At 45.7% G+C, this 15,260-nt stretch carries 14 protein-coding genes; 5 read left to right on the top strand and 9 right to left on the bottom strand.

The features are described from left to right. Positions 1-12: 12 nt before the first annotated feature. The gene (locus GC097_RS09995) at positions 13-1,104 is read right to left on the bottom strand and encodes a ParM/StbA family protein (RefSeq protein ID WP_171683170.1); all 1,092 of its coding nucleotides are present in this window, start codon (positions 1,102-1,104) and stop codon (positions 13-15) included. A 201-nt stretch (positions 1,105-1,305) separates the two neighbouring features. On the opposite strand from GC097_RS09995, the gene GC097_RS10000 reads away from it, so the two are divergent. The 3 genes from GC097_RS10000 to GC097_RS10010 all read left to right on the top strand — a co-directional run bounded on the left by GC097_RS10000 (position 1,306) and on the right by GC097_RS10010 (position 3,625). Next, entirely contained in the window at positions 1,306-2,334 is a 1,029-nt protein-coding gene (locus GC097_RS10000) for a M23 family metallopeptidase (protein WP_171683171.1), read from the top strand. Between the two features lie 5 nt (positions 2,335-2,339). Continuing rightward, on the top strand, positions 2,340-2,792 hold the full coding sequence (locus tag GC097_RS10005; RefSeq protein WP_171683172.1) for a bactofilin family protein: 453 nt from the start codon (positions 2,340-2,342) through the stop codon (positions 2,790-2,792). Positions 2,793-2,890: 98 nt separating this feature from the next. Beyond that, positions 2,891-3,625 (top strand): HAD family hydrolase, encoded by a 735-nt coding sequence (locus GC097_RS10010; RefSeq protein WP_171683173.1) that lies wholly within the window; start codon positions 2,891-2,893, stop codon positions 3,623-3,625. Between the two features lie 72 nt (positions 3,626-3,697). Here GC097_RS10010 and GC097_RS10015 read toward each other — a convergent pair whose 3' ends face one another. Further along, entirely contained in the window at positions 3,698-4,633 is a 936-nt protein-coding gene (locus GC097_RS10015; RefSeq protein WP_171683174.1) for an ABC transporter permease, read from the bottom strand. Continuing rightward, a complete protein-coding gene (locus GC097_RS10020) occupies positions 4,626-5,558 on the bottom strand; it encodes an ABC transporter ATP-binding protein (RefSeq protein ID WP_171683175.1) in 933 nt (310 codons plus the stop codon). Before GC097_RS10020 ends, GC097_RS10015 begins: the two co-directional genes overlap by 8 nt. Positions 5,559-5,687: 129 nt before the next feature. On the opposite strand from GC097_RS10020, the gene GC097_RS10025 reads away from it, so the two are divergent. After that, a complete protein-coding gene (locus GC097_RS10025; RefSeq protein WP_171683176.1) occupies positions 5,688-6,890 on the top strand; it encodes a sensor histidine kinase in 1,203 nt (400 codons plus the stop codon). An 88-nt stretch (positions 6,891-6,978) separates the two neighbouring features. After that, positions 6,979-7,671: a response regulator gene (locus GC097_RS10030; RefSeq protein WP_171683177.1), complete on the top strand. Its 693-nt coding sequence runs from the start codon at positions 6,979-6,981 to the stop codon at positions 7,669-7,671. Positions 7,672-7,998: 327 nt separating this feature from the next. On the opposite strand, the gene GC097_RS10035 is transcribed toward GC097_RS10030, so the two are convergent. From GC097_RS10035 to GC097_RS10060, 6 genes are all read right to left on the bottom strand, one after another. Beyond that, positions 7,999-8,469 carry a hypothetical protein gene (locus GC097_RS10035; protein ID WP_171683178.1) on the bottom strand — a complete coding sequence of 157 codons (471 nt, stop codon included), beginning with the start codon at positions 8,467-8,469 and terminating at the stop codon, positions 7,999-8,001. A 122-nt stretch (positions 8,470-8,591) separates the two neighbouring features. Beyond that, positions 8,592-10,748, bottom strand: coding sequence for a hypothetical protein (locus GC097_RS10040; protein WP_171683179.1), 2,157 nt, complete (start codon positions 10,746-10,748; stop codon positions 8,592-8,594). Between the two features lie 5 nt (positions 10,749-10,753). Beyond that, positions 10,754-12,127, bottom strand: a complete 1,374-nt coding sequence (locus tag GC097_RS10045) for a beta-barrel domain-containing protein (protein ID WP_171683180.1) — start codon at positions 12,125-12,127, stop codon at positions 10,754-10,756. Then, positions 12,124-14,328 carry a peptidase domain-containing ABC transporter gene (locus GC097_RS10050; protein ID WP_246294096.1) on the bottom strand — a complete coding sequence of 735 codons (2,205 nt, stop codon included), beginning with the start codon at positions 14,326-14,328 and terminating at the stop codon, positions 12,124-12,126. The genes GC097_RS10045 and GC097_RS10050 overlap by 4 nt, the downstream gene beginning before the upstream one ends. A gap of 37 nt (positions 14,329-14,365) precedes the next feature. Then, positions 14,366-14,887, bottom strand: a complete 522-nt coding sequence (locus GC097_RS10055) for a hypothetical protein (protein WP_171683182.1) — start codon at positions 14,885-14,887, stop codon at positions 14,366-14,368. Between the two features lie 105 nt (positions 14,888-14,992). Then, positions 14,993-15,259 (bottom strand): hypothetical protein, encoded by a 267-nt coding sequence (locus GC097_RS10060; protein WP_171683183.1) that lies wholly within the window; start codon positions 15,257-15,259, stop codon positions 14,993-14,995. Position 15,260: the final 1 nt, after the last annotated feature.

Consider the following 15,260-nt stretch of genomic DNA (forward strand, 5'->3'; position numbering starts at 1 on the left):
CTTGCACTTTGATTAGACAGGAGCTGCTTGAGGTAACCGGCTTTTGGCCACTTTCAGATAGCCGTACATATTCAGAAATTCGCTTTCATTCGCGAAACGCAATTTGAGTGAACCTGCCGCTTCCTGAATGTAAGGTTTTAAGGCAGAAGCGCCTCCTCCGATGACATAGAAGCATTGAATGTCCGGGTATTTGCGCCAGCGTTTCTTGATCATTTCGATCATTCGCAAAGCAGCGCGCCGGAAATGCTGATCCACGATCGGCCGAATGTCCACTTGCCCTTCGCCGAGCAGTTGGATCGTGAAATTTCGGTTCTTAATGCGCTGCACGAGCTTTGCCCGGCTTGGAAACACATAACCGTAAGCATCTTCCACATCGCGAATGATAGCGTCAAGATACGTCGCGATGCCAATTTGCTCGCCATGACTGAAATGGTTATCAATCGCCATGCGTTTAATGACAGGAAAATCGGTCGTCAGCGCGCCAATTTCGCAAACGCCGATAACGCCGTTGTAAATTTCTTCGTCCTTCACTTGCAGACTGTCATGCGTAGCCAAATGGAAAATAGCTGCGGCGCCTTCAATAGAAACCGCTACCTTGCGGATGGATACTTTAATTTTGCGGTTATGTAATTGCGGTGTGGAGAGAAACGTCACTTCATGCTCGCCAAGCAGTCTTTGTTCGAATTGTTGACTGTATTTCGCGAATGCGCGAACGGGCAGACCCGTACCCAGCGTATACTCGACTTCGTCCGCACTGCCATATCCGGTGTTAAAGGCTTGATTCGTAAGACCTTGATAGGCCAGCGCAGTTAGCGCCACAATCAGGGATTGGTCCGAAACCGCTTTATTATCGGTATCTTCAAGCTCCAGGTTATCTTCGTGCTCCAACGCGAGCTGCCCGACGAAATAACGCTGATTTCTTTGCGAAAGAGAGGGACTGTAAATCATGACGTCGAGCGCTTTCCATGGGGAATCCTCTTCCTGCAACATATGCCGTTCGTAACCCGGCGCGATAATATTCGGGATGACTAACGGTTCCCTGGAACCATCCAGAACAAGCTTAATGCTGTCGTTACCAATATCAATACCTGCAAGCTTAATCATGATTGCCTCCACTCCAAATCTGCTGTCTTTCCTGTAATTGTTAAGAAGATTCGATTATATTCGACGCTATTCCTTCCTACTTTAGACTCATTTTAACTAGGACCTGTAGGTATTAGGAAGGTTTTTATCGGATAATGACGAATGATGTTGTTAGGCAAACATTACCAAATTCAACTACGACAAGGAGACAAATTAGCCTTTATGAAGCTCAAATGGAAGCCAAAAAAACTGACGCTGGTGATCATCCCCGATGCCAATCAATCGGTCGTCAGGTTTCGAGTACCCCATTTATTCGCTTACATTGCGGCAGCTTGCTTCGCTCTGCTGCTCCTTATTACACTTATTACCTATGCCTTGCAAGCGCACACTTCTAAGAAAGCCAATGCGCTGCAGGCTAAACTAAGCGGGGCGAACCAGCAATGGAATGCTGCCTTAACCTCCAAAGACAAGGCCATCGAACAGCTGCAAAATGAAGTGATTCAGTTATCCCAGCAAGCTGAGCAGATGAAAACGCAAGTAGAAGAAATGAAAAAACTTGAAAATGATCTCAAATCCATTGCCGGAATCGATACGAACACTACGGGCAAAGCGGTAGCCAGCGCTTCGGCCGATACCCAAGACAAACCATCGGAGGAACCATCGTCCCCCGCTGCCGTTAGCGGAATAGGCGGCAGTCCTAATCCAGCTTCTCAGGAAGCTATTATGAAGCTTGGCGAAGAGACTTTAGCCTCTTTTACGGCTCTTAACAGCGAAGTGAAAGAGCTGCAGACCAGCTTAATCGAAACGAAGCAAAAAGTGGCCGATAAACAGCACCTGCTCGCTATCACGCCAACGCTGTTTCCGACGAATACCAAAGTCGTCACTTCGACGTTCGGTTACCGAACCGACCCCTTTACCCATCGCCCGAGCTTTCACTCCGGCATTGATTTCGGGGCCAGAGAAAATGATGCCGTCTACGCCACCGCTGACGGAAAGGTCGTCAGTACCGGGAAAGATATCTACCACGGCAATAACATCGTCATCGAGCATTCCAAGGGCCTGCGCACTTGGTATATGCATTTAAATAAAATTCTCGTCAATAATGGGGACAACGTAGTCAAAGGCAGTACGATAGGCCTGGTAGGCTCCACTGGGCGCAGCACCGGCCCCCATCTTCATTATGAAGTGCTTAAAAACGGAGAAAGCATTGATCCTAAACCTTACCTCAAAGCGAATCGAAAGGATGACTAGACACCATGTTTAAATCTAAGAAGAGCCTTATGAATCCGAATACGACAGATACGTTGATCGGAGAAGGGACCACCTTTGAAGGCCGCATTAAATCTGAAGCCAGTATTCGCATTGAAGGCGGCATCACAGGGGACATCGATTGTGCAGGGGACGTCATCATCGGGGAACGCGGCGTGGTGAAATCCAATATTTCCGCCAGAGATGTCATTCTTGCAGGAAATGTCCATGGCAACATCACCACGAAGGGCAAGCTAACCATTACGTCAACAGGCTCGCTGCAGGGCAATATTAGCGCAGCTTCCTTTATCATCGAAGAAGGCGGACTCTTCCAAGGGAACAGCAAAATGGAGACAGCTTCCGTTCCTGCAGCACCTCAACCAAAAGGCGATTTGGACAGCGGCAATCAGCCTGTACCCGCGGCAAACAGTCCATATAAAGGAAATACCATTGCGATGTAAGAATGGCAGCATGAAGACTGCCCTAGGAGATGCGATAGGGGCATGGTATAATAGTTGGAAATTCAATTCATTTCTAACTGATGCAGGAGACATAACCTATGAAAGAACAATCCATCCTATTTGATCTAGATGATACATTAGTGCATTGCAACAAATATTTTGACGTTGTCATTGACCAGTTCGTCGATCTCATGCTCACCTGGTTTGCCGGACATGGGCTTAACGCGCAGGATATTAAACAAAAGCAGCTCCAAATCGATCTCGCCGGGATTCATATTCACGGCTTTATGCCGGACCGTTTTCCCAAGTCGTTCGTTGAAACGTATCAATGGTTCAGCGGGCATTTCAACCGGAAAATGAGCGCCAAAGAAGAATCGTGGCTAATGCAACTAGGCCACACGGTGTATGAGTACACCGTCGAGCCTTATCCGCTAATGAACGAAACGCTGGATCAGCTTCAGCAAGCTGGGCATCGGCTCTTTCTGTACACGGGCGGCGATGCTTCGATTCAAATGAAAAAGGTGAAGGATTTGAGCCTTGACACCTATTTTCATGACCGAATCTTTGTAACGGTGCATAAGACTAGGGAATTCATGGAAACGATTATGCATGAGCAAGGCTTTGATCGCAAACATACCTGGATGATCGGCAATTCGGTCAAAACGGATGTGCTGCCTGCTCTTCATGCGGGCATCCACTCCATTCACATTCCAGTCGAGCAGGACTGGGCGTACAATACAGGAACAATCGATATTGCGCCTCAAGGTGCATTTTATCAACTGGGGTCTTTGCAGGAAGTTCCTTCTACCATTCAGTCCTATATTATGAAATAAATGCGGGCAGACACAAAAAAGACGATTCCAAGGACAACTAACCTTAAGAATCGTCTTTTTTGTATTTGGAGCCTATGCGGCAACGTCGCGTCTGCGGAATATTTCCCAGGAAAGGAGATTGAACAGCAAGAAGTAGATGACGAGCACAGTAATCGAGAAGCCAAGGGTCATTCCTTCTGCAATCGGCTGCCCTTCCAAGTAGGGTGTAAGGTCCGTATTGGCGAACAAGAAATATTTGCCCCAGCTGTATCTCAAAAGCAGCATGGTGATGATCTGCCCCGCAAACATAATGAAGATACTGATACCGATGGCCAAGGAGGAACTGCGGAATACCGTTGAGATCATAAAGGCGAGCGTCACAATCATGACCAGTTCGATCAGCTTCAGTCCATATGTCGCGAACGTATAAACCAGCATGCTCCCTTCATGTACTTGCCCTGCCGCATCCGCGGTCAGGTGCGGCAGGTTGATGCTTTGAAAGCCATACAGGAACCCATTCACAATAATCGACGTGATAAACATCAAGATTAACAAAGTCGCAGCAAACAGGAGCGTTGTGACATATTTGGCAAAAAGAATTTTGGCGCGACTGGCAGGGCGAATCAGCAGCAGCTTAATCGTCCCCCAAGTGAACTCCCCGGCCACCATATCACCGGCAATGATGACGGTAAACAGGGTCACTAGGATAATTAAGCCGGATGCTCGCAGTGCTCCGCCCCAGAGGGTATTCTCGGCAGGCGGGTAATTATGGTCCAGCATATACTGCTGAATCACCATGTCTTCCTTCAGCTTCTGTTTAAATTTATCCGGTAATCCGGGATTTTCCAACTCTTTCTTGTTATGCTCGATCGTGTCGGCTGCCCGAGCCTTCCAGTTATCGTTGGCACCCGTTCCCGGACGTGACACCAGCGCAGCCATGACAACAATAACGATCAACAACAGTGCCATTATCCACGTCCGCAGCCTGCGATAAATTTTCATCTGTTCATTTTGGATTAAATTAAGCAATCGGGTCACTTCCCGTCATCTCTAAGAATTGATCCTCCAGCGACTTGGTGGCCGCCCGTATCCCGTAAACCGCAATCCCAGCCTCTACAAATCGTTTGTTCCATAAGGCGGTTTCTTCCCTGTCCAGCAGCAGGATGAGTTCCTGATTAACGACTTCCGCCCCAATGGAATGAGCTGCCGCCAAAGCCAATGCTTGATCCAGCGACGCCACTTCAAAAGCAACATGGAGCTTGCCGTCTGCCCCGGCATACTCTTTGATCAGCCTGACGTCTACCAGCTTCCCGTTCTGAATAATGGCGACCCGGTCGCACATGAGCTCCATTTCTGAAAGCAAATGGCTGGATACGATGACCGAGATGCCGTCTTCACGCGTCAGCTTGCGCAGATGATCGCGCAGCTCGCGAATGCCGGCCGGATCCAATCCGTTCGTAGGTTCGTCCAGAATGAGCACATCAGGCTTATGCAGCAAAGCTTGGGCAATTCCCAGCCGTTGACGCATGCCCAAAGAGTACGTTTTCACCTTGTCATGAATGCGGTTTTCCATGCCTACAAGCGCAATAACCTCATCGATGCGGGTCTTTCCTATTCCCGGAAACATCCTGGCGTAATGAACCAAATTGTGGTACCCGCTTAGAAATTTATACATTTCCGGATTCTCGACAATGGCCCCGACATGACGAATCGCTTGCTCAAAATGGGTCCGAATCGAGTACCCGCCAATCCGGATATCCCCTTCCGTAATGGACATGAGTCCGACCATCATGCGAATCGTTGTTGTTTTGCCTGCCCCGTTCGGGCCCAGAAAACCAAAAACTTCCCCTCGCGGAACATCGAAGGATAATTGATCAATAATCGTTTTCGCACCGATCCGCTTCGTAATTTTCTCGATTTGAACAATTGGCAATTGTTCTTTCGCTGCTGCCATTCTCTCACTCCTCTTCGTCAGTCATAACAGTCATATCCCGGCCCTCTGACAATATGACTGCGCTCACTATAGTTTTTACCAAATCTTTTGTACAATGTTCTCATACGAACTTGTAAAAGGAGTCCGCCTATGATTCAAAGAAGACCGTGGCATGGCGTGGAGTGGTCCTTATTTATCGTTTTGACCGGCTCTGTACTGCTTGGCCTGCTCTACGCGCTGCTCCATATGAATGAGAAAGAGCATGGCAACATCCTTTTGACTATATTAGCCCTGCTTCTTTCCTATGGTGTTCCGTTCTTATTCTGGAGACCTAACTATATCAATACGACATGCTATCCGATTTCCGTTCTGCTCACAGGCATTCCTCTACAAATCTATCTATCCTGGATGCAGGAGGATGCGTACCTTACTATTAATTGCCCATTAATGGTCATTGGATTCCTCACCGATCGAAAAAATGCTTGGTGGGCCGTTCCCATCTCGTTGGTTGCGATGCCTGTTGCCTACTTCTTAATCCTTCACCTGGGAATGGGCGTTGGCGAGCTGTTTAGCATCATCCTAAATGGCGTACTGTTCTTCGCCATCGGCCTCAGCTTGCAGCGGGTTGTCACTTCCAATGAGAAGACGGAAAAGCTGCTGGCGGAGAATCAACGTCAATACCATTTAATCCATGAGCAAAATAACGCGTTAGAACAGTACGCCAACCAAATCGAACAGTTGACGCTGCTGGAAGAACGCAACCGGATGGCACGTGAGCTGCACGATACCGTGGGGCACACGTTTACTTCCGTCATCATGGGCATGGACGCCGTTTCTTATCTGATTGAATCCGCACCTGACAAAGCCAAAGAAAAGCTAGACGTCCTGCGGGGAGTAACCCGGAACGGACTAGAAGAAGTACGGCGCAGCATTCATCAAATGGTGCCCAATGAAGGCGATATGCTGCTCTCGCAACAATTAACGAGGCTTGCTAACGAATTCGCCCTGCACACCGGTACCCAGATACGGTTCACGACCGTGGGGGAGGATTTTGATATACCGAAGCAAACCAAGCTCTCCCTCATTCGCTGCCTGCAAGAGTCGCTGACGAATGCCAAGCGGCATGGCCGTGCCGCCTCCGTCGATATCACGCTAAGCTACGCCGCTGAGGGGGTAGGCATCCGCATCGAGGATGATGGCATCGGGACCGAACAGCTCAAGGTCGGCTTCGGCATTAATGCGATGCAGGAGCGGATCTTTGCCCTGCAAGGAACCTTGCAGGTAAGCTCAGCCGCCGGTCAAGGGACCGTCGTAGAGTGCTTCATTCCCGCTCGGCAACTGCCAGCGCTCTAAAGCTGCCTTTCGCGCAGTAAGCTGCGAGTGGTACAATGACAATATCGTATACACCATATTAGCAAGCAACGATTAGGAGGAATCCCGCATGAACCCAACTCCGCTGAAACTGCTCCTGGTCGATGATCAGGATTTAATAAGAGAAAGCCTCCATATTGTCCTGGGAATGGACCCCGACATTGAAGTCGTCGGACTGGCCGAAAACGGCCGCATCGCGATTGAGCAGTGCGAAGAGCACCGTCCTGATGTCGTCTTGATGGATATTCACATGCCCGTCATGGACGGGGTCGAAGCGACGCGCAAAATCAAAGCGGCATGGCCGCAAATACGCGTCATCATCCTGACCACCTTCCAGGAAATCACTTATGTCGTTGATGCCTTAGGGGCTGGGGCCGAGGGCTATTTGCTCAAGGCCATCCATCCAAAGGATTTGGCCGCCGGCATCAAATGGGTGCACCAAGGCGGCACCCTCATCCCGCAGGACATCGCGAGAATGCTCGTCCAGCAAGCCAGAGGCGCTGCCGATCCTGCCATTCGCGACTCCGATGCGGCAAAGTCGGCTGGCGAGGAGTCTGCCCGCACCGACGCTTACGGACTGAGCGAGCGCGAAGTGCAGGTGCTGCACTGCATCGCCGACGGATTGAACAACAGGGAAATCGCTGAAAAGCTGTTTCTGTCCGAAGGCACCGTGAAAAATTACATTTCCAGCATTTACTCCAAAATGGACGTCCGGGATCGTGTTCAAGCGTCCAAGAAAGCCCATGAGGAAGGGATGCTTTGAGTAAAGGGCAGTACAAAGCAGCGATACAAGCTATTCTTGTGCCGCTGTTTTTTTGACCCTGTGATCCTCAAACACCCTGCGTGCCGAATCCCCGCCTGCCTGCGCTGCGTTTTGGTCCCTGAAGGAACTACAGGGCGTTATTTTGGAAAAATCGTCCAAATTCGTGTTCCAAGGGGAACTACAGGGCCTTATTTGCCCTCGGATCGCTGTTTCTCAGCCAATATGGTGGAATAGCGGACCATAGTTCCCCCTCATCTGCCAAATGGCTGCGTTCGGGATAAATAGCGGACCGTAGAGTTCCTCTACCGCAAGCCGCGCAGCTTTGGACTAATCGAAAAGCCTCTCGATGAAGCCTTTTTTTCTTTTGCGGATTTTCCGGTAACTGTTCACCCGGGAATACGTGGGCTGCTCCTCCGGCAGTGAGTGTTCGTCCGAAAGCAGTGTCAATGCTGTCGATGAAGGCTCCAAATTGTCCTTCTGCTCGATCCGTTCTTCATCCGCCGAAGGGGTTTGACCTCCCACCATCCGATTGATGATCTGCTCGTAGAGCTTATGTTCCATCTGATGGTTCATTTGCCGGAGCAACTGCTCCTGCTGTTTGTTATGGAGTTCAACATGCTCATGAAGCTGCGATTGAAGCTCCGTCACCTGTCGGGAGAGGAATATGACGGCTTTTTGCAGAGATATCAGATGCTGTGCCCCTATAGGCTCATCCTCGTCTAACTGCGGAGCATCCTCGCCAATCTCGGCTAGCAGTACATTCAGCTCTGCCGGCGTCATGAGATCCTCTTTCTTCATGTGCTCCCTCCATTTCCGGTTCATGTTGCAGCGAGAGTCCCACTGCGTATCCACCTTATTGTACATGAAGATTCGGAAATGTTCACCTTTTTGATTACAAACAACTTGCTCACCTTTTTATTCTAATCCAATGAAGCAAACCAACTAACCGGTTTACTTGTTATCAATCTTCTGTGGCCCTTATAGTCATCATAAATACTCAACTGATATTTACCTGAGAAGCTAACATGTGTTATGAATTCTTCATCGCGTGTCTGCACGGTATATTTCCCATTTCCCAATTTTATCAAATGATTTGAATCCTGAGTTGTTGTTGAATCCATATTTTCCAATTCGATATGATCGGAGAAACTAACGTCTGTTTTTTCATCTTTAATCTCAACATATAAAGAATGACCTTTTGTGCTCGTTTCAATAAATGCATCTTTACTTAACTCTGTATGGAAACTAACGCTGAGATCCCCTGTCAACAAATTTGCACGTGTAGTAAACGCAGACAGGCTCAACTGATAAGGGAATAGATCAATTTTCTTTAAAATATGTTGTGCTTCTCTCTCTGTCTGAGGAACCTCTAAAGCAACGACATCATAGAAAGCATCAGCCTGTTCTCCAATAGAAGCTACTTTGTCCCCCTTTACTGATTGTCCGATTAGCAATTGCAGTCCTTTTTTGCTCATACCTTTCGGGACTGTCGCTTCAACGGATAATAACGCTTTGCCTCCAGGAATGATCCTTTTAGATGGTACTGATATACTTGTGGAAAATATAGTACCGCTTGAATCCCTCAAAAACGCTGTTAAATTAGGTGCATTTACATATCTCTCTTCCTTATTCTCCATTTCTACATTGGAGATAAACAATTCCGATGTTTCACTCGTATACGTGCTCACATCTTTAATAGAATACTCAGCACGTCGCCCTATCTGATCTATGCTCAGAACATACTGTTTTGTAAAATTCGAAATACCAGAAGAGGCTGCTTCACGAGTAAACTCAGCCAAGTCATTAATCGCCTTATCCTCATCCAGCTCTTGCAATACAAATTTTAATTTTGTTATGGACGATTGGTAAGCTACTTTACCTATTGCTTGAAAATGAATGTCAGAGTTTCCGGCAACACTCGACAAATCGTCACTTTGAACAATGACCGTTTCAATCTTCACCTTATCATCAAGCATGAAATAACCTGTCAATTTAGGAATGGGTAGCGACCTTGATCCATTATTACGAATGGACAAGTCAACGGATATTAAATCCTTATCCTCCCACGGAAGCCTTTGAATCGTATGCAAACCTGCAGTATAAATACCGTCACGTGTTGAAAAATCCACAGGTGCACGTTCGGTTTCATCACCCTTAGTCTTTGGTACTAGCCCAAAAGCCGCGATAGGAACGATATTGGCTTCCGATACTTGCTGACCAGTCACGGGAATAGATTGCGCAAAAAACAATTCCCCTCCCGTACTTATATCGTACTCCGCGGGAATCGTTGCGGTTAATTGTATTTCTTTGAATTCACCTGGGTGGATTGGCGCCTGTTTTCCCGATTTACCCAATTCCGCAGGGTATAAAGGCCCCTCTGCAGTGCGTATATAATATCGGAAACTCGGAATATCAAAGGATATACTTCCTTTATTGAACAATTTTGCATATACCGTTACAAGCGTATTTTTGTCATTGTTATTTAAAAGAACTCTACTTACCAATGCCTCGGCTGCGACGCCTGAAATTTGAAACAACTTCTTATCTCCGTAAGGTGCTGCTGCCGAATAACCGGAATCTGCCGCGTGCATATCCCCAAGAACACGCTCGTAGTTCTCCTGACTAAAATCCCATTTAAACACGCGGATAATGAGATTGTTCGCTTTTAACGTGCTGCTGACCTGGCTATAAAAAGTAAAAGTTCGATTCGTTCCTGCTCCTATCCGGGTATTATTCTTGTCCTGAGGAAGCATTTGAACCATATAGGAAGAGCCTGAGTCCGTTAACAAACGCACCCAATATTCGTTAAAATCGATCTCATCCGACCCTCCGTTATGGACCGTCAATGTAAAGCTGACACTGGCATTTGCCGCATTGGAAGGAAAAATGTACATATCCGATGCTCCTACAAAGCTTACTTGATCTAAGTAAATAGTGCCAAAAGCTGTTGTTCCCACCTCGTCCTCAGCAAACACTTTTGATCCGGTATTGCCCCCTCCTGCAGCTGCCACCAACGAAAAAAGAAGCAGCGCCATCAGACACCGCTTTTGCCACACCGCAAATAACACACGCTTCACATCCCTTATTCTTTTAAATCTATTTTTTCAAGCAAATAGTATAGTATTTTTTTGCTGCTTGTAACGACATTCGCTTCAGCCATCATCCCCGGTTTAATGCTGGCGGCCTCTCCTTTGCTGTTAAACAATGGCTTATTTGTAATAGCCGCCTCTATGGAATAGAAACTGCTTCCGTTCTCTGCATTGACGATAGCATCCGCTCCTATAGAACGAATCGTTCCGACTAATTCGCCATATTCCTTATATGGAAGCGCTAGGAAGTGATACTTGATAGGATCTCCAGGCTTAATTTTCGCAATATCTTTATTGGATAATGCAACCTGTACAACATATTCGGTATTATTTTCTGGAACAATTGTAACAAACTCCGTTCCTGCCGCAAGCAGTTCACCCTCTTTTAAATCAATCAAAACATTGACAATCCCATCCGATGGAGATCTAATAACACGATCATCTATATTCAATTTGGATACAGCAAGCTGCTCATTCAGCTTTTTAATTTTATCTTGATCGATTTGAATCAAATTGTTCAACTCTACATAATTTTTGTCAGAATCCAGCTTATTCGTATCAAGCTTTCGCTTCGTCTCCTCAATAGAAGAACGCAAATTTAATTGAAATTTATTGGTGTAGTTATCCAAATCCAACTTGGAATCTTCCAACTGCTTTTGTGCTGCTTTCATATCCTCAATAACCGCTGTTTTTGTAACAATCGTATAGGCATTTTCCTGCTGCCTGACTGTGTTTTCCAGCTTCCTCTTCTCAAGGGTATAGTCCGTATATTTATTTTCGTACTCGGACCCGCTTCCTTGAAATAAGTTCCGCGCTGATCGTATGGATTCCTCAAGAAGTGTCAAATCTGCAAGCGATCGTTCCAGCTGCACAAAACTATTTCTATTCCTGTTCACCTCAAGTATCAGGTTCTGCAAGGAAACTTGATCCGATTTCAAGTCTATTTGTTGATACTCACCGGTCTGATCACGTCTTGGCAACATACTTTCTTTGAATTGGAGCAAGCTGGTTAATTCCTTCTGTATCTTGTCGTAATCCATTTGCAGAGAGCTTGTCTGAACTTCGAGATCGCCGCTTTCTAGAACAAGCAGGATATCCCCTTTTTTTATCTTTTTTCCAGCTGAATAATGTACTTCGCTTATTTTTCCATTTACCTTGCTTTTAATCGAACTTACCTTCTCATTGGGCCTGACGACGCCATTTCCTTTTACGACAATATCTATCTCGCCAAAATAAGACCATATAAGAGCAACCGCAATTAGTGTTACAAGTATGTACAAAAAAATCGAAATAACAGGATGCGCCTTGGCTTCATACAACTCGCGGCTGTCTGTCATGTCTTTCATATTTCTAAGAATTACACTCATAGCGCTTCCACCCATTTGTTCGATTCATTGGCAATTGCAAAGCCCGGCAGTTGATCTTTCCAAAGCTCATAATACTTCGCTCGCCGCTGCATAAGTTCCTGATGAGAACCCGTCTCGATGATCTCGCCTTTATCCATGACAAAGATTCGATCGCAACGCATAATGGTGCTTAGCCTGTGAGCAATGATAATCGTCGTAATTCCCTCAAAATCATTAATCGTGTCGGAGATTGCCTTCTCGGTCGTAGAATCGAGATTACTCGTTGCTTCGTCCATAATCAAAATATCGGGGTTTTTCAGAATCGCTCTCGCGATGGCTAGGCGCTGCTTCTGCCCGCCTGAAAGATTGGATGCATTTTCTTCCAACATTGTGTTATACCGCAGCGGCAATTCATTGATAAAATCATGCGCTTTGGCGATTTTGCATGCCCCTACGATATGCTCTAGTTCGGTTTGATCATCTATGCCCAGACAAAGGTTATCGCGGATGGTTCCGCTGAAGAAGAAATTGTCCTGCGGAAGATAGGCAATTTTGGCCCGTAGATCGCCTATATGAATATCCTTGATGTTGTTGCCGTTAAAAAGAACTTCTCCTTTTTCGGCGGTATAGAAGTTCATAAGCAATTTGATCAACGTTGTTTTGCCCGAACCGCTCTCGCCGACAAAGGCTACTTTTTCACCCGAGGCGATGGAAAGATTCAAATTTTTAAGTGTCAGTTGTCTGGTACCGTAACGGAAATCTACCTGGTTGATGGTAATCTCGCCTTTGAGTGTTGATGGGTGGATCTTTCTGTCTTCATCGACCGATCTCTCGGGGGCAAGGTCCAGAATTTCACCCAATCGATCTGCCGCGACAACCGCTGTTTGCATAACAGGCTGCAAGTTAATGAGATTCTGGATAGGATCTAAAAAATAGGCGAGCAAGGCATTAAACGTGATAAGTTGCCCCATTGTAAGACTCCCCTGCATGACTTCATATGCGCCGATCCACAAAAGAACAATACCTCCGAGTGCTTGAACGATCCCTTTTAGCGAGGATTGTATGTTGTGAGAGAGTCCCAGCTTGAAAATAGTCCTGAGCAGTCCGACAAACTTGCTCTCCGTTTGAAAGCCCGCTTTCTCTTCCGCGTTGTAAGCTTTCACAGTTTCAATACCGTTGATCGACTCGACAATGTAAGAAGTAAGCTGAGCATTCTTCTCCATCTGATCACGATTGATTCGCTCGAATGGTTTATGGAATGCCCACACGATTACCGCATAAATCGGAATCATGATTGCCGTTATTCCAAATAGGAAAGCATTCTGGGAGTACAAGATAATTCCGCCAACCACGACCATCATCGTGTCAATCATCATCGTTAACGTCGCTCCCGAAATCGCATCCCGAACTTTGGAAGCATCCTGAAGACGAGAGATGACTTCCCCCGTTTTTCTAGCTCCGAAAAAATTCATCGGCAATTGCAGCACATGGTGGTAGTAGCCCAGTATGAGCGAAACATCTAATTTCTGACTCAAATAGAGAAGCAGATGGCTGCGAAAAGCGCTAAGAAGAACTTTAAACAATGTCAGTAAAATGAAACCAATTGAGATAATATGGAGCGTCTTTTGCAAATGGTATGGAACAATTTCATCAAGCAAAAAACGGAAGTAAAATGCGCCTAAAATGCCTAACATCGTGTATAAAAGAGAACCTAGAAAAATACTGAAAAGTAGCCTCTTGTGCGGCAGCAAAAGTCCAAAAAAACGTACAAACAATCCTTTCGTGTGATCTCCCTTTTCAAAGGTCGGAGAAGGCACCATCAGGATGAGAATCCCAGTCCAGATTTTGAAGAAGTCTTCGGGTGTATATTTCACAATGCCTTTCGCCGGATCGGCAATGATGATTTCTTTTTTGGTGATACGGTGGATGACCACATAATGGAGTAGGGATTGATCGACTATGACATGTGCGATAGCTGGTAAGGGGAAGGGTTCGAAAAATGCTTCCTGATTGCCTTTTACGCCCTTGGCGGTAAAGCCTAGCTTTTCTGCGGCTTTGATAAGACCGTAGGCGTTAGTTCCCTGCTTGTCGGTTCCGGCGACTTCGCGGATTTTGGAGATGGGATATTTCAAACCGTACTGTTTGGAAATTGTGGCGAGGCAGGCCGCTCCGCAATCTTTGATGTCTTGTTGTTTTATAAAATGATATCTTTTAAGTGACATAAAACTAATCATTATTACACCCTATGTATGTTAGACATTACGATATTTTATAGTCAATCTCGTTTAATTTAATAAAGGCAAGTACTGTTGCTCTCGAATCTTCGTTAATATATCCATCAAGCTTTCTAGTATCATTGAAAGTAAAATGTATGATATAGGAAATAGCTTTATTTTTTGACCCTGTCGTTTGAAGATCAACCTTTTGCACCTTAGTCCAGTCATAAATTCTATTTTTTACAGCCACACCTTCTTCTCCGATTGTGCAAATAATACTTTCATTAGAAATAATAATGATAAGTAAAATAGGATAAACAAAAGATAAATAGCTCTTATCAATTGCATGGTTAAGGTTAAAAAGAAAAAGACACCATAATATAGACATTATCAAAAAATAGATGGATACCACCCAATTTAATATTTTATTTGTTTTTAAAAGCATTTTTCTGCTATACACATGAACTGAACTGCTTATTTTTTTCCTCGTTAATAAATAATTATACTCGTTGATGAAATACCAAAAGATAATTCCTACCGCAATCAAATCTAACAAATTAATCAAGTACATAGATGCCTCCACATGAAAAAGAGTGTAAACCAAGTGATCTAAACACCTCTTGGAAGATTTGCTTTATCAATAAATCAAATCTCCCAAGAGAACTAATTATTACCTACCATTTATCGCGAGGGTTACTCCGCTTATGATAGAAAGCGCGCCAACGTTATAGCCCAATACTGCTGCTCCAGTCCATGCTGCTGCTGCTAGAGTGCCACCTGCTGCAACAGCTGGAGCTGCTACAATAATAGTGGCCGCTGATAACAATGCTGCTCCAGCAATTAAAAATGCCTTAGACGCTGTTAACTGGCCGCCATTAACTTCAAATAATTCCTCTGGACTACAAACTGCAAATTGATTAGACAGGATATGATTCATA

The organism is Paenibacillus planticolens, from assembly GCF_013141725.1.
GTDB classification, from domain to species: Bacteria; Bacillota; Bacilli; order Paenibacillales; family NBRC-103111; genus Paenibacillus_E; species Paenibacillus_E planticolens.

Excerpts from the sequence above, each read along its gene's own strand:
- GC097_RS09995 (WP_171683170.1), bottom strand. The coding sequence starts at position 1,104 with ATGATTAAGCTTGCAGGTATTGATATTGGTAACGACAGCATTAAGCTT.
- GC097_RS10000 (WP_171683171.1), top strand. The coding sequence starts at position 1,306 with ATGAAGCTCAAATGGAAGCCAAAAAAACTGACGCTGGTGATCATCCCC.
- GC097_RS10005 (WP_171683172.1), top strand. The coding sequence starts at position 2,340 with ATGTTTAAATCTAAGAAGAGCCTTATGAATCCGAATACGACAGATACG.
- GC097_RS10010 (WP_171683173.1), top strand. The coding sequence starts at position 2,891 with ATGAAAGAACAATCCATCCTATTTGATCTAGATGATACATTAGTGCAT.
- GC097_RS10020 (WP_171683175.1), bottom strand. The coding sequence starts at position 5,558 with ATGGCAGCAGCGAAAGAACAATTGCCAATTGTTCAAATCGAGAAAATT.
- GC097_RS10025 (WP_171683176.1), top strand. The coding sequence starts at position 5,688 with ATGATTCAAAGAAGACCGTGGCATGGCGTGGAGTGGTCCTTATTTATC.
- GC097_RS10030 (WP_171683177.1), top strand. The coding sequence starts at position 6,979 with ATGAACCCAACTCCGCTGAAACTGCTCCTGGTCGATGATCAGGATTTA.
- GC097_RS10035 (WP_171683178.1), bottom strand. The coding sequence starts at position 8,469 with ATGAAGAAAGAGGATCTCATGACGCCGGCAGAGCTGAATGTACTGCTA.
- GC097_RS10045 (WP_171683180.1), bottom strand. The coding sequence starts at position 12,127 with ATGAGTGTAATTCTTAGAAATATGAAAGACATGACAGACAGCCGCGAG.
- GC097_RS10050 (WP_246294096.1), bottom strand. The coding sequence starts at position 14,328 with ATGTCACTTAAAAGATATCATTTTATAAAACAACAAGACATCAAAGAT.
- GC097_RS10060 (WP_171683183.1), bottom strand. The coding sequence starts at position 15,259 with ATGAATCATATCCTGTCTAATCAATTTGCAGTTTGTAGTCCAGAGGAA.